The organism is Microbacterium sp. ER1, from assembly GCF_023383675.1.
GTDB lineage: Bacteria > Actinomycetota > Actinomycetes > Actinomycetales > Microbacteriaceae > Microbacterium.
In genome coordinates this window covers 23,285-45,250 of the sequence record NZ_QCXO01000130.1, presented here as the reverse complement: position 1 = coordinate 45,250, position 21,966 = coordinate 23,285, and the positions used below count along the sequence as shown (strand labels likewise).

General features: G+C 70.5%; 22 protein-coding genes and 1 tRNA gene. 15 read left to right on the top strand and 8 right to left on the bottom strand.

What is annotated here, in order from left to right; genetic code table 11:
• The 4 genes from BV453_RS06300 to BV453_RS06285 are packed head-to-tail and all read left to right on the top strand — an operon-like array spanning window position 1 to window position 2,957.
• The gene (locus tag BV453_RS06300; RefSeq protein ID WP_249521145.1) at window positions 1-522 is read left to right on the top strand and encodes an RNA polymerase sigma factor; all 522 of its coding nucleotides are present in this window, start codon (window positions 1-3) and stop codon (window positions 520-522) included.
• A complete protein-coding gene (locus tag BV453_RS06295; protein WP_085607739.1) occupies window positions 522-1,505 on the top strand; it encodes a hypothetical protein in 984 nt (327 codons plus the stop codon). The genes BV453_RS06300 and BV453_RS06295 overlap by 1 nt, the downstream gene beginning before the upstream one ends.
• Window positions 1,502-1,972 (top strand): hypothetical protein, encoded by a 471-nt coding sequence (locus BV453_RS06290; protein ID WP_085607737.1) that lies wholly within the window; start codon window positions 1,502-1,504, stop codon window positions 1,970-1,972. Before BV453_RS06295 ends, BV453_RS06290 begins: the two co-directional genes overlap by 4 nt.
• A gap of 43 nt (window positions 1,973-2,015) precedes the next feature.
• Window positions 2,016-2,957, top strand: coding sequence for an NADP-dependent oxidoreductase (locus BV453_RS06285; RefSeq protein ID WP_249521144.1), 942 nt, complete (start codon window positions 2,016-2,018; stop codon window positions 2,955-2,957).
• Here BV453_RS06285 and BV453_RS06280 read toward each other — a convergent pair.
• A complete protein-coding gene (locus BV453_RS06280) occupies window positions 2,954-3,601 on the bottom strand; it encodes a hypothetical protein (RefSeq protein ID WP_249521143.1) in 648 nt (215 codons plus the stop codon). The two genes, BV453_RS06285 and BV453_RS06280, sit on opposite strands and share 4 nt — an antisense overlap.
• A 168-nt stretch (window positions 3,602-3,769) precedes the next feature.
• Between BV453_RS06280 and leuA the strand changes: the two genes are divergently transcribed.
• Window positions 3,770-5,524: a 2-isopropylmalate synthase gene (gene leuA / locus BV453_RS06275; RefSeq protein ID WP_025103680.1), complete on the top strand. Its 1,755-nt coding sequence runs from the start codon at window positions 3,770-3,772 to the stop codon at window positions 5,522-5,524.
• Between the two features lie 73 nt (window positions 5,525-5,597).
• Here leuA and BV453_RS06270 read toward each other — a convergent pair whose 3' ends face one another.
• A complete protein-coding gene (locus tag BV453_RS06270; protein ID WP_085607731.1) occupies window positions 5,598-5,978 on the bottom strand; it encodes a VOC family protein in 381 nt (126 codons plus the stop codon).
• 66 nt (window positions 5,979-6,044) lie between these two features.
• On the opposite strand from BV453_RS06270, the gene BV453_RS06265 reads away from it, so the two are divergent.
• A complete protein-coding gene (locus BV453_RS06265) occupies window positions 6,045-6,758 on the top strand; it encodes a TetR/AcrR family transcriptional regulator C-terminal domain-containing protein (protein ID WP_085607729.1) in 714 nt (237 codons plus the stop codon).
• Between the two features lie 66 nt (window positions 6,759-6,824).
• Here BV453_RS06265 and BV453_RS06260 read toward each other — a convergent pair whose 3' ends face one another.
• Window positions 6,825-7,517 carry a trimeric intracellular cation channel family protein gene (locus BV453_RS06260; protein ID WP_025103677.1) on the bottom strand — a complete coding sequence of 231 codons (693 nt, stop codon included), beginning with the start codon at window positions 7,515-7,517 and terminating at the stop codon, window positions 6,825-6,827.
• 34 nt (window positions 7,518-7,551) lie between these two features.
• Here BV453_RS06260 and recO point away from each other — a divergent pair, with 34 nt between their 5' ends.
• Both recO and BV453_RS06250 read left to right on the top strand, forming a co-directional pair.
• Window positions 7,552-8,295: a DNA repair protein RecO gene (recO, locus tag BV453_RS06255; RefSeq protein ID WP_025103676.1), complete on the top strand. Its 744-nt coding sequence runs from the start codon at window positions 7,552-7,554 to the stop codon at window positions 8,293-8,295.
• Window positions 8,292-9,092, top strand: a complete 801-nt coding sequence (locus tag BV453_RS06250) for an isoprenyl transferase (RefSeq protein ID WP_249521142.1) — start codon at window positions 8,292-8,294, stop codon at window positions 9,090-9,092. Before recO ends, BV453_RS06250 begins: the two co-directional genes overlap by 4 nt.
• Here the strand turns inward: BV453_RS06250 and BV453_RS06245 are convergent.
• Window positions 9,035-9,643 (bottom strand): AAA family ATPase, encoded by a 609-nt coding sequence (locus BV453_RS06245; protein ID WP_126893067.1) that lies wholly within the window; start codon window positions 9,641-9,643, stop codon window positions 9,035-9,037. The two genes, BV453_RS06250 and BV453_RS06245, sit on opposite strands and share 58 nt — an antisense overlap.
• Before the next feature lie 52 nt (window positions 9,644-9,695).
• Between BV453_RS06245 and BV453_RS06240 the strand changes: the two genes are divergently transcribed.
• The gene (locus BV453_RS06240; RefSeq protein ID WP_060922175.1) at window positions 9,696-10,370 is read left to right on the top strand and encodes a DsbA family protein; all 675 of its coding nucleotides are present in this window, start codon (window positions 9,696-9,698) and stop codon (window positions 10,368-10,370) included.
• 64 nt (window positions 10,371-10,434) lie between these two features.
• On the opposite strand, the gene BV453_RS06235 is transcribed toward BV453_RS06240, so the two are convergent.
• Entirely contained in the window at window positions 10,435-11,631 is a 1,197-nt protein-coding gene (locus BV453_RS06235) for a metallophosphoesterase family protein (RefSeq protein WP_164498156.1), read from the bottom strand.
• 143 nt (window positions 11,632-11,774) lie between these two features.
• Window positions 11,775-12,269 (bottom strand): glutathione peroxidase, encoded by a 495-nt coding sequence (locus BV453_RS06230; protein WP_025103671.1) that lies wholly within the window; start codon window positions 12,267-12,269, stop codon window positions 11,775-11,777.
• Between the two features lie 59 nt (window positions 12,270-12,328).
• Here BV453_RS06230 and dusB point away from each other — a divergent pair, with 59 nt between their 5' ends.
• From dusB to BV453_RS06205, 5 genes are all read left to right on the top strand, one after another.
• Complete coding sequence (gene dusB, locus BV453_RS06225; protein WP_249521141.1) at window positions 12,329-13,483, top strand: tRNA dihydrouridine synthase DusB; 1,155 nt, start codon at window positions 12,329-12,331, stop codon at window positions 13,481-13,483.
• Window positions 13,473-14,858 (top strand): deoxyguanosinetriphosphate triphosphohydrolase, encoded by a 1,386-nt coding sequence (locus BV453_RS06220; protein ID WP_126893070.1) that lies wholly within the window; start codon window positions 13,473-13,475, stop codon window positions 14,856-14,858. The genes dusB and BV453_RS06220 overlap by 11 nt, the downstream gene beginning before the upstream one ends.
• Window positions 14,858-16,726, top strand: a complete 1,869-nt coding sequence (gene dnaG / locus BV453_RS06215; protein WP_249521140.1) for a DNA primase — start codon at window positions 14,858-14,860, stop codon at window positions 16,724-16,726. The genes BV453_RS06220 and dnaG overlap by 1 nt, the downstream gene beginning before the upstream one ends.
• Before the next feature lie 36 nt (window positions 16,727-16,762).
• Window positions 16,763-17,536: an ATP-binding cassette domain-containing protein gene (locus BV453_RS06210; protein WP_025103667.1), complete on the top strand. Its 774-nt coding sequence runs from the start codon at window positions 16,763-16,765 to the stop codon at window positions 17,534-17,536.
• Between the two features lie 97 nt (window positions 17,537-17,633).
• Window positions 17,634-17,709: transfer RNA gene (locus BV453_RS06205), tRNA-Asn, on the top strand.
• 118 nt (window positions 17,710-17,827) lie between these two features.
• Here BV453_RS06205 and BV453_RS06200 read toward each other — a convergent pair.
• Together BV453_RS06200 and BV453_RS06195 are read right to left on the bottom strand one after the other, a co-directional pair.
• Window positions 17,828-19,264, bottom strand: coding sequence for an APC family permease (locus tag BV453_RS06200; protein ID WP_085607717.1), 1,437 nt, complete (start codon window positions 19,262-19,264; stop codon window positions 17,828-17,830).
• A gap of 46 nt (window positions 19,265-19,310) precedes the next feature.
• Window positions 19,311-20,408 (bottom strand): alcohol dehydrogenase catalytic domain-containing protein, encoded by a 1,098-nt coding sequence (locus BV453_RS06195; RefSeq protein WP_025103665.1) that lies wholly within the window; start codon window positions 20,406-20,408, stop codon window positions 19,311-19,313.
• A gap of 114 nt (window positions 20,409-20,522) precedes the next feature.
• On the opposite strand from BV453_RS06195, the gene BV453_RS06190 reads away from it, so the two are divergent.
• Window positions 20,523-21,935 carry a helix-turn-helix domain-containing protein gene (locus tag BV453_RS06190; protein ID WP_249521139.1) on the top strand — a complete coding sequence of 471 codons (1,413 nt, stop codon included), beginning with the start codon at window positions 20,523-20,525 and terminating at the stop codon, window positions 21,933-21,935.
• The last annotated feature ends 31 nt before the right edge of the window (window positions 21,936-21,966 follow it).

Below are 21,966 nucleotides of genomic sequence, written 5' to 3'. Positions count from 1 at the left end.
ATGATCGGCCGCGGCGAAGACCCGAGCTCGCTGCGGAACGAGGTCTTCACACGAGTGTTCGACGAGCACTGGGCGACGGTGCGCCACCACATCGAGGGCGTCGTCCCCGATGACGACGAGGTCAGCGAGATCGTGTCGGAGGTGTTCCTCGTCGCGTGGTCACGGCTGCGCCCGACCCGTCCCCCCGGGAAGGTCTGGCTGCTCCGACAGACGGACCGCCACCTTCGCGCCCGCGCTCGGCGTTCTCCCACCGCGCACGGTGCGATCGATGCCGTGCACGCGGGGATCTCGGGCGACCCGGAGACCCTCGGCGGGTTCGGCCGCAGCGAAGTCCTCCGAGCTTTGGGTGTCCTCACTCCCGGGCAACGGCGTATCATCATGCTCACGTACTGGGATGGACTCGCGGTGGGGGAGATTGCGGAGCTGCTGCGCGCTTCGGAGTCCCGGGTGCGGAAGACGCTGGCGCGGGCCGAGGAACGGCTGCGCGCCACGCTAGGACTGGAGGAGACGGGGAGTGCGTGATGCCTGAGAATGCCCTGCTCGAGCGCGTGCTCGTCGAGGCCGATCCCGCGCGCACGCCGCGCGACGCCGAGCCGGACGCGCGCGCGATCGCCGCGCGCGACCGCATCATCCGGTCCGCTCCCGCGCCGCAGCGCCGCCGGCGGACCCGGACGATCGGCTGGGCCGCAGGGCTGACCGCCGCCGCCGCGGCGGTCGCCATCGCCTTCGCGGCCCTCACTCCGCCGCAGTCCGCCGTCGCGGGTACTCCGTCGCCGCTGGTCTTCGAGAGCACCGGCTCGCTGAGCGACATCGTGGCCGACGCGGAGACCGAGCTGACGGTGTTCGCGCCGCCCGCCGACCCGGAGCGCTCGGTGCGGACCGCGTCCTGGTCGTTCAACGCGGAGATGGACACGGGGCGCACCGAGGTCATGCCGCAGTTCTCGACGTTCACCTGGCGGGAAGACCTCTCCGGGGAAGCCCTCGCCATCAACGGCGTCCCCTACGATCCCGAGGACGCGGTCGCGAACGGCGACTCCGAGATCGTGAGCAGCGGCGAGGTGGCCTCGCGCGTGACCTTCGCCCCCGGCGAGTTCGAGACCCCGGTCGTCGCCGCGCCGGGGGAGTCCGCCGCCGACGTGCGGGCGCTCCTGGAGGCATTCGACATGCCGAACGACCCGACGGCCTTCGAGGTGGTGACCGCCCTCACCTCGGTCTTCGGTCAGTGGACGCTCACCAACGCGCAGCACGCCGAGGTGTTGACGCTCATCGAGGCCTCCGGAGGAGCGCAGGCGCTCGGTGAGTCCACCGACCGCCTCGGGCGTCCTGTCGCCGGTATCCGCGTGCTGTCCGCGGACGGCATCGTGAGCGACGACCTTCTGGTGTCCCTCGACACCGGCCGCATCGTCGGCATCGAGCGAACCGTCCTGAAGGACGACGGCGTCTTCCCGGCCGGTGCGGTCGTGGACTACCGGATGTGGGACATCCCTGAGGAGGTCGTGCAATGAAGCACTCGCGCCCGCTGACCGCGGTTCTCGTGGCCCTGGCTCTCGTCGTGACCGGCGGCCCCACCGTCGCGGCAGCCGAGGAGCCCGTCGATCCCCAGCTCTCCCAGTTGCTCGAAGAGGTTCCCGGCGGTGTGGTGACCGACGGCGGCAGCGCCGTCTGGCCGAAACTCGACATGGAGTACCGACCGGCCCCGGCGTCGTCGCGGGTCGCGGCGCGCTCCGTCGGCTCCTGCGCGACCGGGCGGATCTGCGCGTACAACGCCTCCAACCTCGGCGGTGGCATGCTGAGCTGGGGGAGCTGCACCACCATCACCATCCCGTCGTCGTTCGCCACACGTTCCGCGGCGAACGCGCGGACCTCGGGGTACATGCAGGTGCGTAACGGGGCCTCGGTGCTCGCGACCGTCAACGCCAATGCCTGGGGCAACGTCTCGGGTTCCGCGACCAACATCCGCTGCTTCCTCTGAGAGCCGGGGCGGGCCGGTACAGGAGACGATGAGGGGCGAGGGCATGGCGAAGCACTGGGTGGCGACGACGGCCGGGCCTCCCGAGTCGTGGGCTTTCGAGGAGTACGTGCCCGCGCCGCCGCGCCGGGGCGAGGTCACGATCCGGGTGCGCGCCGCCGGGGTGAATCCGGCCGACGCGAAGCACGTGGCGGCCGCTCGGCCGGGGGTCGAGTTCCCGGTCGCCATCGGGTACGAGGTCTCGGGTGAGCTCGTGGCGATCGGCCCCGGGACCCGCATCGGCTCGGGCGACGCCGGGGTCGGCGACGAGGTCGTGGCCTTCCGCGTCCGGGGCGGGTACGCGACGGAGCTCACGGTGCCGGCTGCCACGGTCTTCGCGAAGCCGACGACGCTCGCGCACCCCGAGGCGGCGAACCTCCTGCTCGTCGGCACGACCGCTGCCGAGATGCTCGCCGTCACCGGTGCGGCCCCGGGGGAGACGATCCTGTTGCACGGAGCGTCCGGTGCGGTGGGGGTCAGCGTGCTGCAGCAGGCCCGGCTGCGGGACGTCCGGGTGATCGGTACGGCGAGCCCTGAGCGCTTCGACGAGGTGCGGCGGTTCGGCGGCATCCCCGTGGCCTACGGTGCCGGGCTCGCGGAGCGGGTGCGCGCGCTGGCGGACGGTCCGGTCGCCGCGGCTCTCGATGCGGTGGGGACCGACGAAGCCGTCGACGTCTCCCTGAGCCTGGTGGCGGACCGCCGGAGGATCGTCACGATCGCGAACCCGTCACGGGCGTCCGCCGAGGGTTTCCTCGCGATCGCCGGGTCGATGCCGGACAGCGCCCGGTTCCGCGACGAGGTGCGCAGCGAACTCCTCGCTCTGGCGCAGAACGGCGACCTCGTGGTCCCTGTGGCACAGACCTACCCGATGGCCGAGGCGCCGGAGGCCCATCGCCTCCTCGCCACCGGGCACCCGGGCGGCAAGCTCGCGCTGATCCCCGAGGGCTAGCCGATCTCCTGCAGTGCCGAGGTCACGATGACGACGCCCTCGCCGTATTCCTCATCCGCGGCGTTCTGCAGGGAACCGTCATCCCAGACGACCTGGAGCCAGACGTAGCCGCGATCGGTGGACAGCGCGAGAGCCTCCGCGCCGAGGCGGCCGGCGATGTCGTTCTGCACGCGGTCGAGCTCCTCCGCCGTGCTGGTGCCGTCCACGCCGCCGGTGGGGTCCTCCGGCGCCATCGGATCGTAGAGCGCGAGGAGAGCAGGCGGCTCGGTCACCGTGAACCGCTCGCCGTCCCAGGCGCCGGTGACCGCGTAGGCCCCCCACTGCGTCTCTCCGGACGTCTCGCGGCCGTCCACGCCGTCCCAGCTCCACCCGTCGAGCGGCACACCGTCGCACTGCGGGGGATACGACTCGCGGATCGCGCCGAGGCACAGCCGGACATCCCCGGACTCGTCGAGCACGGTTCCGGTGCCGACCACGGGTCCTGTCGGTGGCGCGGGCTCCGCCTCCTCCCAGCGCGTGTCTGACGGCACCGTCGTGCTCGTCGGCGGTGCGGACGCTCCCGGCGCGGTGGTGCAGCCGGCCAGGAGCAGCAGAGCCGTCGCGACGCCGACGACGAGGGGAGAGCGATCGCGGAAGGACCTCATACCGACCAGTGTCGCGCGTGCACGGATCGTCTCAGGTGCTAGCATGACCACATGCCTTTCGGCGGTCTGCTTCTTCTTAGCTGCCGCGACGAGTCCTAGAGCTAGGGCCTTCCTCGTCGCGGCGCTTGTGTTGGCCCGTTCATTGTGACGAAGAGAAGAAGCCCCATCATGCAGAACACCCAGCGCCCGTCCGCGATGCCGATCCACAAGTACCGGCCGTTCCACGAGCAGATCGCCGTCCACCTGCCTGACCGCACCTGGCCCGACGCCCGCATCACCGAGGCGCCCCGCTGGTGCGCGGTCGATCTCCGCGACGGCAACCAGGCTCTCATCGACCCCATGTCGCCCGAGCGCAAGCGCGTCATGTTCGAGCTGCTCGTCGGCATGGGCTACAAGGAGATCGAGGTCGGCTTCCCCTCGGCGAGCCAGACCGACTTCGACTTCGTGCGTCAGTTGATCGAGGAGAACCTCATCCCGGATGACGTCACGATCCAGGTCCTGACGCAGGCGCGCGAGCACCTGATCGCCCGCACCTACGAGGCCATCGCCGGTGCGAAGCAGGCCATCGTGCACCTGTACAACTCCACGAGCGTTCTGCAGCGCGAGGTCGTCTTCCGCACCGACAAGCAGGGCATCATCGACATCGCGCTCGAGGGCGCCCGGCTGTGCCGCCGGTTCGAGAAGACGATCCCGGACACGCAGGTGTACTACGAGTACTCCCCGGAGAGCTACACCGGCACCGAGCTGGAGTTCGCGGTCGACGTCTGCAACCAGGTCATCGAGATCTTCGAACCCACGCCGGACCGCAAGGTCATCATCAACCTCCCCGCGACGGTGGAGATGGCGACGCCGAACGTCTACGCCGACTCGATCGAGTGGATGAGCCGTCACCTGAACCACCGGGAGAACGTGATCCTGTCGCTCCACCCGCACAACGACCGCGGTACCGCGATCGCCGCGGCCGAGCTGGGGTACATGGCCGGAGCCGACCGCATCGAGGGGTGCCTGTTCGGCAACGGGGAGCGCACGGGCAACGTCGACCTCGTCGCGCTCGGCATCAACATGTTCACGCAGGGCATCGATCCGCAGATCGACTTCAGCGACATCGACCAGGTCAAGCGCACGGTCGAGTACTGCAACCAGCTGCCGGTGCCCGAGCGCAGCCCGTGGGCCGGTGACCTCGTCTTCACGGCGTTCAGCGGCTCGCACCAGGACGCCATCAAGAAGGGCTTCGAGGCCATGGCCGCCAGGGCCGAGGCGCAGGGCGTGACGGTCGACGAGATCGAATGGGCCGTGCCGTATCTGCCCGTCGACCCGAAGGACCTCGGTCGCTCCTACGAGGCCGTCATCCGCGTGAACTCCCAGTCGGGCAAGGGCGGCGTCGCGTACCTGCTCAAGTCCGACCACGCGATCGACCTGCCGCGCAAGCTCCAGATCGAGTTCTCCGGGGTCGTGCAGGCCAAGACGGATGCCGAGGGCGGCGAGGTCACCAGCGAGCAGATCTGGTCGATCTTCACCGACGAGTACCTGCCCGCCGTGGACACCGAGGCGAAGTGGGGCCGGTTCGAACTGCTCGCCACGCAGACCCGGAGCGACATGTCCGGCGACGTCGTGCTCGACGTCGTGCTGCGGGACGACGACCAGGAGGTCTCCGTGTCGGGCAACGGCAACGGTCCGGTCGCCGCGTTCGTCGAGGTGCTGCGTGGTCAGGGCTTCGACATCACGGTCTACGACTACGTGGAGCACGCTCTCAGTGCCGGTGGGGACGCGCAGGCCGCGGCCTACGTCGAGCTGCAGGTGGGCGATCAGCGCCTGTGGGGCGTCGGCATCGACGGCGACATCTCCACCGCATCGCTCAAGGCGATCGTCTCGGGTGTGAACCGTTCGATCCGCAGCCGTCAGCAGGAGCTGGCCGCCGTCTGATCCTGGTTCGAATCGCGCGATCGGTCGTCTCCGGCCGCCGGATGGGGCCAATCGCGCGATTCGAAGTGGGGGATCAGTTCACCCACTGCACCAGCTGCCAGATGAGGCCGTTGGGGTCGGCGAACTGGCAGTACCGCTCGCCCCAGGGTTCGGTCTCGGGAGGGGTGACCACGCGAGCGCCCGCGGCGGCGATCCGGGCGAACTCCTGGTCGATCTCGTCGACGACGAAGACGATCAGAGTTCCCCGACCGGCGGACCCGGCGATCTCCTGCGGGCGGAACGTCGACAGCCCCGTCTCGAGGAAGATGACGTTCGGCACCGGCCCCGGGTGCTGCAACGAGACGAAGCCCTCCGCGGCCATCGCCTCCTCGAACCCGAAGTGCGTCATGGCGAAGGCGGCGGAGGCGGCGACGTCGGGGACGTTGAGCGAGAGGGCGGTCTGCGTGATGTTCACGGTTCTCCTTATCGAAAGTCTGTACAGCGTACAGTGTTAAGGCGTGAGCGGTCTAGGCTATTCCCGATGGCCAAGAACCTCGTCGATCTGCTCTGGCGGCACAGCCCCGTGGCTCCCGCGACCCCACAGCGCGGACCGAAGGCGCGTCATTCGACGGATGACGTGGTCGACCGCGCTGTCGTGTTGGCTGACGCCGACGGGCTCGGCGCGGTGACCATCCGGTCTCTCGCGCAGAGCCTCGACCTGACGCCGATGTCGATCTACACGCACGTCAACAGCCGCGCCGACCTGCTCGTCCTGATGGCGGACGCGATGCACGCCAGGATGCTGGTCGCGCCTGCGCAGGCCTCCGGATGGCGTGCGGCGGTTCGGGCGATCGCCGAGGACAACCTGCGCCTCTTCCGGACCCACCCGTGGCTCATCGATGTCCGGGATCCGCGGGTCGCACTCGGCCCCGGCACCATCGCCAAGTACGACCGGGAGCTCCACGCCTTCGACGGTCTCGGCCTCGGCGCCGTGGAGCGCGACGCGGCGTTGAGTTTCGTGCTGGACTTCACCCTCTCCGCGGCGGCCCGCATGCGCGAGCAGCAGAGTGCCGAGTCGTTCGCGGCTTCCTGGGCGGAGGCGGCACCGCGTCTGGCGGCCTACCTGGGCGACGACCTGCCGCTCGCCCGGTCGGTGGGCCAGGCTGCCGGCGAAGCCCTGGGCGCGCCCTACGACGCTCGAACGGCGTGGGAGTTCGGCCTCGCGCGCGTGATCGACGGGCTCGCCGCCACCTGATCGTCGTTCGAATCGCGCGATCGGTCGTATTCAGCGGCGGGATGGAGCCAATCGGGCGATTCGAAGTCAGTCCTGGGGCTTCACGATCGGGATGGCACCGGTCTCGGCGGCGACCTTGCGGCGGTAGAGACGGCGCTGCTCGGGAAGCGAAACATCGAACGTCACGGCGAGGATCCGGATCACGGCGGTCACGACGATGCCGATGACGGCCGCGAGGGGGATGGGCATCCCGACGGCGTTCGCCACGACGATGAACGTGCATCCGGCGGCCGCGGCCACGGCATACAGCGAGCCGACGTGCATGATCGCCGTCGGCAGGCCCATCAGCATGTCGCGGAGCACACTCCCGCCGACCGCGGCGCAGACCCCGATGAACACCGCGGGCACTTCCGGGATGCCGAAGGCGAGCGCCTTGCTCGTCCCGAAGGCGCCGAACATGCCGATCACGACGGCGTCCAGCACCACGATCGCGGTGTTGAGCCGCGTGAAGAGTCCGGCCAGCAGCATGCCGAGCAGGGCGGCACCCGCGGCCGTGACCAGGTACCACTGGTTCTGCAGGGTGGCGGGCGTCTGTCCGAGCAGGATGTCGCGGATGAGACCGCCGCCCATGCCGATCATGATCCCGATGATCGCGACGCCCAGCCAGTCGAGCCGGCGCTGGCCCTGGAATCCGGCGGCGAACATCGCGCCCTGCACTCCGCCGAGGCCGACGCCGAGGAGGTCCGCCCACAGCGGAATGGTGAAGAGCGGTTCGGTCACGCGTCCATTGTCGCGCACGGAGGATAATCGAAGGGTGCCCACCTACCGAGACGAAGCGGTGATCCTGCGCACCCACAAGCTGGGCGAGGCGGATCGCATCGTCACGATGCTGTCCCGGCGGCACGGCAAGGTGCGCGCGGTGGCCAAGGGCGTGCGGCGCACCTCGTCGAAGTTCGGCTCCCGCCTCGAGCCGTTCATGGTCGCCGACGTGCAGCTCTACGAAGGCCGCTCGCTCGACATCGTGCAGCAGGCCGAGTCGCTCGGAGCCTACGGCACGGACATCGCCGCGCACTACGACCGGTTCACCGCCGCGAACGCCATGGTCGAGACGGCGGATCGGCTCAGCGACGCCGAGGCCACCCCGGAGCAGTACCTCCTGCTCGTCGGCGGGCTGCGGGCGCTGTCCCGCGGCGAGCACGCTCCGCGCAGCATTCTCGATTCGTACCTGCTGCGGGTCATGTCCCTCTCGGGGTGGGCACCGTCCCTCGAGGACTGCGCGCGCTGCGGGGCTCCGGGGCCGCACTCCGTCTTCGTCGCGCAGCTCGGCGGCCTGGTCTGCCACGCCGATGCACCCGCCGGGAGCCCGCGGATCGCCGAGAAGACCCTGACACTGCTGCGCGCGCTGATCCGCGGCGACTGGGACCTCATCGACGCGGCGCCGCACGCTGACACCGCCGCCGCCTCGGGTCTCGTCGCGGCGTACGCCCAGTGGCACCTGGAGCGGGGCATCCGCTCGCTCGCGCACGTGTCGTCCACCCCCGGAGAAGGAGCACGGTGAGCCCGAAGCCCTACACGCACAAGGACGCCGTGCCGTATCGGCCGATCGACTGGACCGGCGTGTACCCGCCCGCGTTCCCGGCCGTCCCGGAGCACGTCGCCATCGTCATGGACGGCAACGGGCGCTGGGCGAACCGCCGGGGCCTCAACCGCATCGAGGGCCACAAGGCCGGGGAGGATGTGCTGCTCGACGTCGTCGCCGGCGCGATCCAGGCCGGCGTTAAGCACCTCTCCGTCTATGCGTTCTCCACCGAGAACTGGGCCCGTTCCCCCGAGGAGGTCCGCTTCCTCATGGGGTACAACCGCGATGTGCTGCACCGCCGCCGTGATCAGCTCAACGAGTGGGGTGTGCGTGTGCGGTGGGCGGGGCGCAAGCCGCGCCTGTGGGGGAGCGTCATCAAGGAGCTGCAGTACGCCGAGCAGCTCACCCGCGACAACGACGTGCTCACCCTCACCATGTGCGTCAACTACGGCGGTCGGGTCGAACTCGTCGACGCGATGCGGGCCATCGCGGCCGATGTCGCGGCCGGGCGGGTGAAGCCCAACGCGATCAGCGAGAAGACGATCCGTCGTCACCTCTACATCCCCGACATGCCGGACGTGGACCTGTTCCTGCGCAGCTCGGGGGAGCAGCGCACCTCCAACTTCCTGCTGTGGCAGTCGGCCTACGCCGAGATGGTGTTCCTCGACACGCTGTGGCCGGACTTCTCGCGCGAGGAGCTCTGGCGCGCGATCGGGGTCTACCTCTCCCGTGACCGACGCTTCGGCGGCGCCGTGGACACCCCGACCTCGGCCTGAGCCCGCAGCCAGCGCTCCGTCTCGCGCGGATGCGTCAGCCGCACGATCGTGAGGTGGGGGAAGCGCTCCTGCACCGCGGGAAAGCGCTCGGACCAGGTTCGCAGCGTCTTCGTCTGCCAGGCCAGGATGCTCTCCTCCGGCGGGGCCCCCAGCATCCGCCAGATCGGCTTCTCGACGTTGCCGTTCCACATCCGGGTGCGGAGGATGCTGCGGCTGAGGGTGCGCCGGAGCAGACGCGACCGCACCACGCGGTACGGGTAGTCGAGCCAGAGCGCGAGCTGCGCTCTCGGGGTCAGGATCTCGTCGGTGCCCTTGCTCGTGTACTGCCACTCGGTCACCCAGCGCTCCTCCGCGGCGAAGGCGCGCACGTCGTCGAGGAACTCCGCCCGCGGGGTCCAGTCCGGCCCGTGGAACAGGCCGTCGATCTCCACGTGACGGAGGTCCCAGAGGGCGGCGAGCCGTCGGGACAGAGTCGTCTTCCCCGACCCGGTGACGCCGGCGACGAGCACCCGTGCGGGACGGAAGGGCAGGGGATCGTCGGCGGCGAGCATCCGAGGATTCTACTGACGGAATACGTCGGACGCGCGGACGGTTGAGCACGGTGTGACTGAACCCATCGCCATCGACATCTGGTCCGACATCGCCTGCCCCTGGTGCTACATCGGCAAGCGCAACCTCGAGAAGGGGCTGGAGGCGGTCGCAGCCGACGAGGACGCTCCGCAGGTCACGGTCACCTTCCACTCCTTCGAGCTCTCCCCGGACACCCCGGTCGACTTCGACGGTGACGAGATCGACTTCCTCTCCGGGCACAAGGGGATGCCGCGGACGCAGGTCGAGCAGATGCTGGCCAACGTCACGAACGTCGCCGCGAACGCAGGCCTGCAGTACCGGTTCGACCTGCTGCAGCACACGAACACCGTGAAGGCGCACGAGCTGCTGCACTTCGCGAAGGCCGAGGGCCGCCAGCACGAGATGGAGGAGCGGCTCATGTCCGCCTACTTCACCGAGGGCAAGCACGTCGGACGCATCGACGACCTCGTCGCCCTCGCCGCCGAGGTGGGCCTCGATGCCGATCGCGCCCGCGCCGCACTCGAGAGCGAGCAGTACCTCGCCGACGTCCGCCAGGACCAGGCGCAGGCTCGCGCCTACGGGATCCAGGGGGTGCCGTTCTTCGTGGTCGACGGTCAGTACGGCATCAGTGGCGCGCAGCCGCCGGCGGCGTTCGAGAACGTGATCCGCGACCTCTGGGCGCAGCGCAGCGCGGCCGTCGAGGCCTGACCCGGATCGACAGACGACGGCGGGGACCCCGGGTCGGGGGTCCCCGCCGTTCTGCTGCCCGGGCTCAGAGGCGCTGCTGGCGCGGCCCGAGGGGGAGCGGCTCCATCGGCTGATCGTTCGCCGTCAGGTCGATGCCGAGGTCCCGCGCATAGACGACGCGCGTGGCGATCGTGACCTCCTCGCCGGCCTCCGCCAGCTCGAACACCCGGCCGCCCCGGAGGCGATTGCGCTCCGCGCCGGCCAGACCGTAGGCGCCGAAGCCGGTGCCGGGAGCGTATCCGAGCATCACGCCGTAGTAGTCGCCCATGTAGTCGTTGACATGGTCGTGGCCGACGAACACGCCCTTCACGTCGCCGCGCTCGAGGATCGCGTTGAACATCCCCGAGTTGAACGGCCCGGGGCACTCGTCCTCGTTGCGCTCCCCGACGATGCCGTGGCGGGCCCTGCCGCGGGCGGCGTCGGCCGCCGTGCGGGTGTCCACACCGCCCCACCACATGAAGCGGTGCTCCCACAGGGCGATGTGGAGGAACATCAGGCCCGGGACCTTGCGCCCTCGGCGCTGCTCCAGCCGCTGCGACTGGTCGCGGTACCAGGCGACCTGGTCCATGCGCAGCCAATCCCATGCCGGGTAGCCGGCGAAGTCCTGGCCGTCGATGGCGTCCGGCGCGTAGCGGCCCGAGTCCATCAGCCAGAGCGCGAAGGCCTCCCGGTTCTTCTTCGCGGCGGAGCCGATCGTCACGATCGTGTTGCTCGTGCCCGTCACGCCGCGCGTGTTCTCGGCGTTCACGTTGTACTCGTACGACCGGTAGATCTGCAGCATCCCCGCCTCATCGACGCCGGACTGCGGCAGCGAGTCCTCGTCGTGGTTGCCGTAGGTGACCGCCCACGGGATGCGACGGGACTCCATCGGCATGACGACGTTGTTGATCGCCTGCTTCACCGCCAGCCGCGTCTCGCACCCGCCCGTGATCACATCGCCGTTGATGACCACGAAGTCCGGCTTCTCCTGGTCGAGCACCTTCTCCATCAGCTCGACGGTGCGGCGGTCGGTGAGCTCGTCGTCCTGCGTGTCGTTGAACTGCACGACCTTGAAGGTGCCGTCCGCGCGGAAGCGCAGGGTGCGCGCCTGGGCCGCGCCGGGCGATGCCGGGACGGTCACCGCGGCGGCGGGAGCGGCTCCGAGGGGGAGGGCGGTGCCGAGCGCGCCGAGCGCTCCGGCCGTGAGGACAGTTCGCCGGCTGAGGGGCAGTCGGTCGGGCATTCGTGGTCTCCTTCGTCTTCGGCGCGTGTCGCCGCGGTGAGACTAGGGACGCCAGATGTCCGCGGAGAGACCGGACGGTGAACGAGGGCGGCCTCGTCGAGCGCCGGAACGCGGTGCGCGCGTGACGCGGAGGTGAATGACGCTCAGCGGGGGAGCGCGGCCTCGATCGCCTGGACGATCTCCGGCGCATCGGGCTTCTGCTTCGGGCGGAAGCGCAGCACATCCCCGTCCGGGAGCACCAGGAACTTCTCGAAGTTCCACTCGACGCGGCCGGCCTTGCCGCCGGCATCCGGCGTCTCCTTGAGAGCCTTGTACAGCTCGGCGGCGTTCTTGCCGTTGACCTTGACCTTGTCGTTCACCGGGAAGGAGACGCCGTACGTCGTGGAGCAGAACTCGAGGATCTCGTCGACCGAACCGGGCTCCTGACCGAAGAACTGGTTGCAGGGGAAGCCGACAACGGTGAAGCCGCGGTCGCCGAAGCGCCGCTGCAGCTCCTCCAGCTGCTCGTACTGCGGGGTGAGCCCGCACTTCGAGGCGACGTTCACCACCAGCACCACGTCGGCGCCGAGATCGTCCAGAGTCTTCTGCTGGCCCTGGGCGTCGGTGAAGGGGATGGAACGGAGGGCGGGATCGGTCATATGCACAGCTTAGGTCGCCGCATCCCCACCGGCTCCGGGTCTGGGAGAATGGACACGCCATGACTGTCGCCACCGCCACCGCCCGCCCCCTCCGCATCGGCCCGATCGACCTCGACGTGCCGGTCGTCCTCGCGCCGATGGCCGGGATCACGAACACGGCTTTCCGACGCCTGTGCCGGGAGTACGGGGCCGGCCTCTACGTGAGCGAGATGATCACCTCGCGCGCGCTGGTCGAACGCAACGAGACCACGATGCGTCTCATCCGGCACCATGAGTCCGAGACGCCGCGCTCCATCCAGCTCTACGGCGTCGATCCGAAGACCATCGCCGAGGCCGTCCGCATCATCGTCGCGGAAGACCACGCCGATCACATCGACCTCAACTTCGGCTGCCCGGTCCCCAAGGTCACGCGCAAGGGCGGCGGCGCGGCGCTGCCGTGGAAGTCGAAGCTCTTCGCCGACATCGTCGATCAGGCCGTCAAGGCCGCCGGTGACATCCCGCTCACCGTCAAGATGCGCAAGGGCATCGACCGGGACCACCTCACCTTCCTTGACGCCGGACGTGCCGCGGAGGATGCCGGGGCCGCCGCCGTGGCGCTGCACGCCCGGACCGCGAGCGAGTTCTACTCCGGTCACGCCGACTGGAGTGCGATCGGCGAGCTCAAGCAGGCCGTGACCAGCATTCCCGTGCTGGGCAACGGCGACATCTGGTCGGCGGATGACGCCGTGCGCATGATGGCGGAGACCGACTGCGACGGCGTCGTCGTCGGCCGCGGGTGCCTGGGCCGTCCGTGGCTGTTCGGACAGCTGGCTCTCGCCTTCGGGGGAGAGGGCAAGACGGTCGACGCGACCCTCGGTTTCGTCGCCGACGCCTTCCGCCGACACGCGGAGCTGCTCGTCGATTTCTTCGAGGACGAGGATCGCGGCTGCCGCGACATCCGCAAGCACGTGTCCTGGTACTTCAAGGGCTACCCGGTGGGCGGCGACATCCGCACGGGCCTCGCCACCGCGTCGAGCCTGCAGGAGATCGACGACCTCCTGGGCCGACTCGACCGTGCGGCTCCGTACCCCGGCGCGGACGCCGAAGGGCAGCGCGGTCGCGCGGGACACCCGAAGAAGACGGCCCTTCCGGAGAAGTGGCTGGAGTCGCGCGAGCTCGCCTCGTCGGCGTCGGAGATGATGCGTGGAGCGGAGATCGAGAACAGTGGCGGATGACCCCCGGGTCGGCGCGCGCGCCGACGGCTATGACCCGCGCGACGCGGAGCGCTTCATCGCGGAGACCCATCGTTCCGAGCGGGACGACTTCGCCCGCGACCGCGCGCGCGTGCTGCACTCGGCGGCTCTGCGGCGGCTCGCCGCGAAGACGCAGGTGCTCAGCCCCGCCAGCACGGCCGACTTCGCCCGCAACCGTCTGACCCACTCGCTCGAGGTCGCGCAGGTCGGCCGGGAGCTCGCCGCGGCGCTCGGGGTCTCCGCGGACGTGGTGGACACCGCGTGTCTGAGCCATGACCTCGGCCACCCGCCGTTCGGCCACAACGGCGAGCGGGCGCTGAACGAGTGGGCGGCGGCCATCGGCGGCTTCGAGGGCAACGCCCAGTCGCTGCGCATCCTCACCCGGCTGGAGGCGAAGGTGCTCGACGCCGACGGCTCCTCCGTCGGCCTGAACCTCACGCGGGCCAGTCTCGACGCGACCTGCAAGTATCCGTGGACCGTCGACAGCCCCGTCCCCGACCCGGGGGGTCGGCTCAAGTTCGGCGTGTACCCGGAGGACGAGGCCGTGTTCCGCTGGATGCGCGACGGGGCACCGGGGCGGCTGCGCTGCATCGAGGCCGAGATCATGGACCTCTCCGACGACATCGCCTACTCGGTGCACGACTTCGAGGACGCGATCGTCAACGGCTACGTCGACGTCGCGCAGCTCGCCGACCCGGCGGCGCACGAGGCCCTGCTCAGCCGGATCCAGCAGTGGGTCGGCTACGACTTCACGCGCGACGAACTCGCCGACGCCCTCTACCGGCTCGCCTCGCAGCCGATGTGGCTGGCGTCCTTCGACCGTTCCCGACAGGATCTCGCCCGGCTCAAGAACCTCACCAGCGACCTCATCGGCCGGTTCGCGCGCGCGGCGGTCTCGGCCACCCGGGAGGCCTTCGGGGGCACGCGCCTGGTCCGCTACAACGCGCACGTGATCGTGCCCCGCGTCGTCGAGGTCGAGATCGCGGTTCTCAAGGGGATCATGGGTCAGGCGATCGTCACGATCGATGCCCGGAAGGGCGTCTACAAGGAGCAGCGGAGGGTCCTCAAGCGGCTGGCCGACGCCCTGTGGTCGACCGACACCCTGTGGTCGGCCGGCGCCGACGTGCTGGAGCCCGCGTTCGCCGCCGACTTCGTCGCCGCCGAGAGCGACGCGGAGCGGGCGCGGGTCGTCGTGGATCAGATCGCGAGCTTGACCGATCAGAGTGCGATCGACTGGCACAACCGCCTGGTCGGGGAGATCGACCCGGCGGAGGTCGGCATCTGGACGCCGCGTCATGCGCGCCCCGGCGCGCGCACGCCTGTCGAGAGGCGGCCCGTCGCAGAAGGCGCCCGCTGATGCCCCGCATCCGGCAGGCCGACGTCGACGAGGTCAAGGCCCGCACCAACATCGCGGACATCGTGGGGGAGCGCGTCGCCCTCAAGTCGGCGGGGGTGGGGTCCCTCAAGGGACTGTGCCCGTTCCACGACGAGAAGAGCCCCAGCTTCCACGTGCGTCAGCAGGTCGGCTACTACCACTGCTTCGGCTGCGGGGAGTCGGGCGACGTGTACTCCTTCCTCCGCGCGATGGACCACGTGAGCTTCACGGAGGCGGTCGAGCGGCTCGCGGGCCGCATCGGCTACACCCTGCATTACGAGGACGGAGGGGCGGCGCCGGAGACCAGTGGCCGCAGCCGGCTGTACGCGGCGAACACGGCCGCGGTGGAGTTCTTCCGGTCCCAGCTCCTGTCGCCGGATGCGGAGGCGGCCCGCCGGTTCCTCGGGGAGCGCGGCTTCGACGCCGGGGCGGCGGCGCACTTCGGCGTCGGCTTCGCCCCTCGGGGATGGGACGGCATGCTCAAGGCGCTGACCACCCAGGGCTTCACGCGCGAGGAGCTGAGCACCGCAGGACTCGTCTCCACGGGACAGCGCGGTGTGTACGACCGGTTCCGCGGCCGCCTCGTCTGGCCGATCCGCGACGTGTCGGGGCAGACCATCGGCTTCGGCGCCCGCAAGCTGTTCGATGACGACCAGGGGCCCAAGTACCTCAACACCCCCGAGACCCCGATCTACAAGAAGGCCCAGGTGCTCTACGGGCTCGACCTCGCCAAGCGCGACATCGCCCGCGGCGACCCGCGCCGGGTCGTGGTCGTCGAGGGCTACACCGATGTGATGGCCTGCCACCTCGCCGGGCTCACGACCGCGGTCGCGACCTGCGGCACCGCGTTCGGCGCCGAGCACATCAAGGTGCTCCGCCGGGTCATGGGCGACGACAACGCGTCCGGTGAGGTGGTGTTCACCTTCGACGGCGACGAGGCGGGACAGAAGGCCGCGCTGCGGGCGTTCACGGAGGACGACCGGTTCAACGCGCAGACCTTCGTCGCGGTCGCCCCGGACGGCCTCGACCCGTGCGACCTCCGGCTGCAGCGCGGGGACGCGGCGGTGCGCGGCCTCATGGACGCGAAGCAGCCGATGTTCGAGTTCGCCATCGACCGCAAGCTCGCGGGTTTCGACCTTTCCACGGTCGAGGGCCGGGTCGGCGCCCTCCGTGCCGCGGCCCCGATCGTGGCGGAGATCCGCGACCGCCTGCTGCGCCCCGGCTACGAGCGGGTACTCGCACGCCGACTCGGCATGGACCCGACCGAGGTGCATGGGGAGGTCGAGCGCGCCGCGCGCGGTGCGCAGGCGGCCGCTCCTCAGGCGCGTCGGGAAGCCGCGCCGCGGGTCGATCCCGCCACGGGCGGGCCGGTCGTCGCGGCCGTGACGCTCGCCAGCCTGCCCCGTTCACCCGACGTCGCCGTGGAGCGCGATGCGCTCATGGGCGCCCTGCAGTACGGTCACCAGATCGATGCGGCGCTGCTGACGCGAGCGCTCGCGGAGCCGTTCCGCACCCCCGGCCTCGATGCCGTGCGCGAGGCGGTCGCCGCCGCCCCCGATCGCAGCCGTCCCGGCTGGGTGACGGACGCGGTGAACAGCGTGCGCGAGCCGTACCGCTCGCTCGCGGGCGAGCTGCTGATGACGCCGTTCCCGGCACGAGACGAGGCCGGCGCGGTGGCGTCGGCGACGGATCTCGCCCGACGACTGGTGGTGCGGCAGCTCGAGCACGAGAAGCAGGAGCTGCTGGGCGCGGTCCAGCGCGTCCCTGCCGACTCCGATGGCGGGCGCGCGCTGCGGGTACGGCTGCGGGACATCGACGTGGAGCGGCAGCGGTTCTTCGCCGAGTCGTAACCGGAACGGTCCCGGACGAGACGGCAGGATGGACATATGCCCCGCACGCCCGAATCCTCGAATGCGATCGAGTGCTCCGATCTGGTCATCGACCGGATCGGCCACGGCACGCCCAATCGCGCGGTCGACGGCGTGACGTTCTCGCTCGCCCCCGGCGGGCTCATCTGCGTCGCGGGGCCGACCGGCTCGGGCAAGTCGACCCTCGTCGCCGCGCTCGCGGGTTCCACGGATCCCTCGGTGCGCGTCGTCGGCGGCCGGGCGCAGGTCTGCGGCATCGACATCCGTCGTCCGGGTCGCAAGCACCGCATCCTCACCTACCGCACGGGCTTCGTGCCGCAGGGTGCCGGGGCGGACCTGCCGCCGCAGCTGACGGTCAACGAGGTGATCGCGGAGCCGATCCTCATCCGGGAGAAGCGCGTCAACACCCGGGCGCTCTCCATCCGGGTGGCGACGCTCCTCGACGAGCTCCACCTGCCGCTCGGGACCGCCGCGAAGTTCCCCTACGAGCTCAGCGCGGGCATGCGACAGCGCGTCGCGATCGCCCGTTCCTTCGTGCTGGAGCCGCGGGTGCTCATCGCCGACGAGATTCTCGCGAACCTCGATCTGGAGGTGCGACCTGTCGTCTTCGACGCCATCACCCGGCGCCGCAAGGAGGAGGGGATGGCGGCTCTCCTCGTCACCAACGACGCGGACTTCATCCGGGAGCTGAACGCCGAGACGCTCATGCTGCGCGGGGGCCACGTCGTCGCGCGGGGCGTCGGCAAGGACCTGCTCTGGGTGCCGAATGCGGAGTCGGATTCCCGCCGCTGAGCGCGACACGCCCGAGGGTCGCGGAAGGCGCCCCGGTGTCACGAACAGCGTCTCGAGTTTGCTAAGCTTGACGAGTTGCCCGCACCGCGGCGCACATTCCTCGGTAGCTCAATTGGCAGAGCAGCCGGCTGTTAACCGGCAGGTTCTTGGTTCGAGTCCAAGCCGGGGAGCCAACGAGAGAAGCCCCCTCCACGGAGGGGGCTTCTCTCGTTCCCGGACCGCTCGTCTGCGCCGCGGGACACAGGAAGAGCCCCTCCTCGCGGAGGGGCTCTTCCTGGCGGGGAGGACGGTTCAGCCGACGCCCTCCATGGCGCTCGTCTCGGTGTTGCCGATCCGGGCGATGACGTGAGGGCGACGACGGGCGAGGTAGGCGTACCGGGTGAGCGCGAGAGCGACGGTCACCAGGAACACGTACGGGATCACGTTGTAGGGGAAGGCAGGAACGGGCCACACGTTCGCGAAGAAGACGTACGCCATCGTCACGACCGCGACCGTGGCGCACACCTTCACGAGGCCGTTCCGCATCTTCGCCCGCTGCGTGTAGACCACGCAGGCGATGGCGACGAGGGCGTAGGCGACCATGTAGCCGTAGGTGCCCCAGGTGTTGACCCAGACGAGGATGTCGCCCGTCGCCGCTCCCGCCACCAGCAGCACGATGTCGACGGTGATCGCCGCGGCGCCGGCGAGGATGAGCACGCGGTGTGGCGTGAGGTGCTGCTCGTGCGTGCGGCCGAAGCGCTCCGCGACGACGCCTTCCTTGCCCATCACGTAGACGATGCGGCCGATCACGTTGAGCGGGGCGACGACGACCGCGAAGAACGACGCCGAGACGCCGAACGTGAGCACGGCCGCGAACCAGCCCGGCATGCCGATGAGGGCGGACATGCTCTCCAGCGGGCTCGCGGCGGTGGCGAGGTCGTCGCCGAGGACCGCGATCTGCGTGTAGGCGGCGAAGACGTAGAGCACGCCGACGCCGAGGGCGCTCCACATGATGGCGCGGGGGATCGCCTTGTACGGCTCCTTGGCCTCGCGTCCGAGGGCGTCTGCAGAGGAGAAGCCGACGAAGCCCAGGATGCCCAGGACCATGCCGGACGCGATGCCCTGGAACGACGAGCCGGTCGCGAGCACCTGCGCGGGGTCCCACGCAGAGGGGCCCGCCCACGCGAGCGCCGCGATGAGGAGCACGAGGATGATGCCGACGGAGAGCAGCTCGAGGACGAGCGAGACCCGGGCGGAGAGCCGGATGCCGCGGATGGTGAACAGCGTCGCCAGCCCGCCGAGCACGATCGCCAGGCCGATGTCCCAGCCGAGCCCCTGGGCGGGGAGGCCCAGCATGCTCAGGAACTGCCCCATGTAGCTGACCGAGCCGCTGAGGGAGGCCGCTGCGATGCCGAAGCAGCCGATCAGCAGGGTGACCCCGGCGAGGAAGGCGCCGAACGGGCCGAGGCCCTTCGACACGTAGGTGTACAGCGAGCCTGCCGAGGCGTGCTTGCGAGCGAACACCACCACGCAATAGCCGACGCACAGGATCACGATGGTGGCCAGTGCGAAGGCGTAGATGGTGCCGTTCCCGGCGCCGAGGAAGATGGCGGCGGCCGTGAAGGCGATGACGGCGCTGGGGGCGATGTTGGCGATGGCCTGGGCGGCGAGCTCGGGTCCGCTCATGACGCCGGTGCGGAGACCGGCATCCTGCGGGGCGCCGGGCGGGGCGACGACGGTGTCTGACATGGTTCTCCTGGATTCGGGTTTCAGGGATGGGGGCCGCGCGCGGCGGTCAGGGGATGAGGAGGGTGCGCAGTGCCGAGCCGCCGTCGAGGTCGTCCAGGGCGGCGGCGGCCTCGGAGAGCGGACGGCGACCGGAGATCAGCGGATCGATCTTCAGCTGCCCGTCCATGTAGCGGTCCACGAGCGCGGGGACGTCGATCGACGGCCGCACCGAGCCGTAGTTCGAGCCGAGGATGCGCTGGTCGGCCTCGGCGAGGACGAGCGGCTCGAACGAGGCGCGTGCTCCCGTGGGCGGCAGCCCGACGATGACGGCGGCGCCGCCGAGTCCGAGCATCTGGATGGACTGCTCGGTCGTGGAGGTGCGTCCGATCGCGTCGAAGGCGTAGTCGACGCCGTCGGGGATGAGTTCGCGCAGCTGGGCCACGGCATCGCCCTGGGAGGCGTCGATGCGGTCCGTGGCCCCGAACTGCAGGGCCATCTGCGTCTTCTCCGGCCGCACGTCGATCGCGACGATGCGCTCGGCACCGGCGAGTCGTGCGCCCTGGACGACGTTGAGCCCGACGCCGCCGCAGCCGATGACGGCGACGGTCGACCCCGGTTCCACGGCGGCGGTGTTCAGGACGGCGCCGACACCGGTCGCGACCGCGCAGCCGACCACGGCGATGACGTCGAGGGGCGCGTCGTCGCGGACCTTCACGGCTCCGGATGCGGGGACGACGACCTCCTCCGCGAAGGACGAGACGCCCAGGTAGTGGTGCAGCTGCTCGCCGTCGCGGCTCAGCCGTGACGTGCCGTCGAAGAGCACGCCGAGGGGAGCGACCACGGTGGCGACCTTCTGACAGCGCGCCTCGTGACCGGCGCGGCAGTAGCGACACTCGCCGCACGGCGGCACCCAGCTCAGCACGACGTGGTCGCCGACGGCGAGCGTGGTGACGCCCTCGCCCAGCTCGGTGACGACGCCGGAGCCCTCGTGGCCCATGACCAGGGGAGCGGCGGCGTCCCACTCGCCGCGCTTGACGTGCAGGTCGGAGTGGCAGACACCGGCGGCGGCGATGCGCACGCGAACCTCACCGGCGCGGGGCGGGGCGAGGTCGACGTCGACGAACTCGATGGGCGACTGGGGGTCGCGGAAGACAACAGCTTTCATGACATCCTTCGGGAAGTGGGGATGCGCACGATGCTAGGAGAGAGCGGAAGGCCTCGGCATCCGACAGAAGCGTGAACGGAATGGCTGCTCTTCGACAACTTGTATGATCGGAAGGTGGCTCGTGACATCGCCTCCGTGGCCAGGTATCTCCGTGCGGAGCTGCTGCCGGGCGCTGTCCCCGGAGCGCGGCCGGTCAACGCGGTCCTTCCCCTCGACGACTTCGGTCCGCCGGTGGATCCGCTCCATGCGACGCTCGTCGTGGCCGAGGAGGCCGCGTTCCTCGGCGTCGCCGGCGACCGCCGTGCCGCGCTGGGCGAGACCGTGGTGGTCGCGAGCGCCGACAGCCCCCGCCTTCGCGAAGCCGTGCGGGACGCGGGGATCACGGCGATCGTCGGGGCGCCGATGCCGCCGTCGCTGCTCGTCCCGACGCTGACCTCGCTCCTCGCGGTCGATCAGGCGGCGGAGGCCCGCGCGATCACCTCGGCGATGAGGGTGCTCACCCTGGCGGCGCGGCGCAGCGGCATCACCGGCGTCATCGCGGAGCTGGCGCACCGCATCGACGGGTGGGCGGTGCTGCTGGATCGGCACGGCGAGGTCATCACCACCGCAGGAGCAGGGAGCCTGCACATCGACGACGCGATCGCCGTCGCCGTCGGCCGCCCGGTGCGGGTGCGGCATCGCGCTCTGCAGGTGCACCCGGTCGGTCCGGGCCAGGACATCACCGCGCAGCTCGTGACCGCTCCGCGCAACGACAGCTCCGGCCGTGGTCGGGAACTGAGCTCGCAGGCCGCGGCGCTGCTCGATCTCCTGATGCGCACCCGGGACAGCAGTCAGCTGGAGCGCCTCGGCCGCTCCATGATGTTCGAGACCGTGCGCGAGGGAGGGGAGGAGGCCGCTCGTCTGCTCCGCCGCTGGGGCGTGCACGAGCGCGTGCTGGTGGGCTTCGCCCTCGCCTCCCGCACCAGCGGTGTCGACGTCGAGCATCTGCTCGGCCTCTGGCTCGACGAGCTCGGTGCGGAGCACGTCTTCACGTCGCAACGGGGAATCGTCCAGGGTGTCGTTCGCGAAGACCACGCCGAGCAGATCGCGCATCGCGCCCGGGCGTTCGCATCGACGCTCTATCTCGGTCTCGGCCGACCGGCGGGCACGGATGCCCTCGCCCGCAGCATCGACGAGGCGCGGCACGCCTGCGAGGCCGCGCGCACCGGCGGCGAACGCGTGGTCCGCTACGAGGCCATTCCGACGGTGTCGTTCGTGCTCGGGGCGCTGGACCCGGATCAGATCACTCGCCTCGCGCGTCTGCTCGACCCCCTGCGCGCGGCCGAGCGGCCCGCCGAGCTCCTCGACACCCTCCGGGTGTTCCTCGCGTGCAACGGGGCGTGGAGCGAGAGCGCGGCGCGGCTGCGCATCCACCGACAGACGCTGACGACCCGCGTCCGACGGATCGAGGATCTCACCGGGCTCTCCCTCTCCGATCCGGACGACCGCGTCGCCGCGTGGCTCGCCCTCCGCGCCTCCGACGGCTGACGAGCCACCGGGACGACGAAGGGCCCCGCCT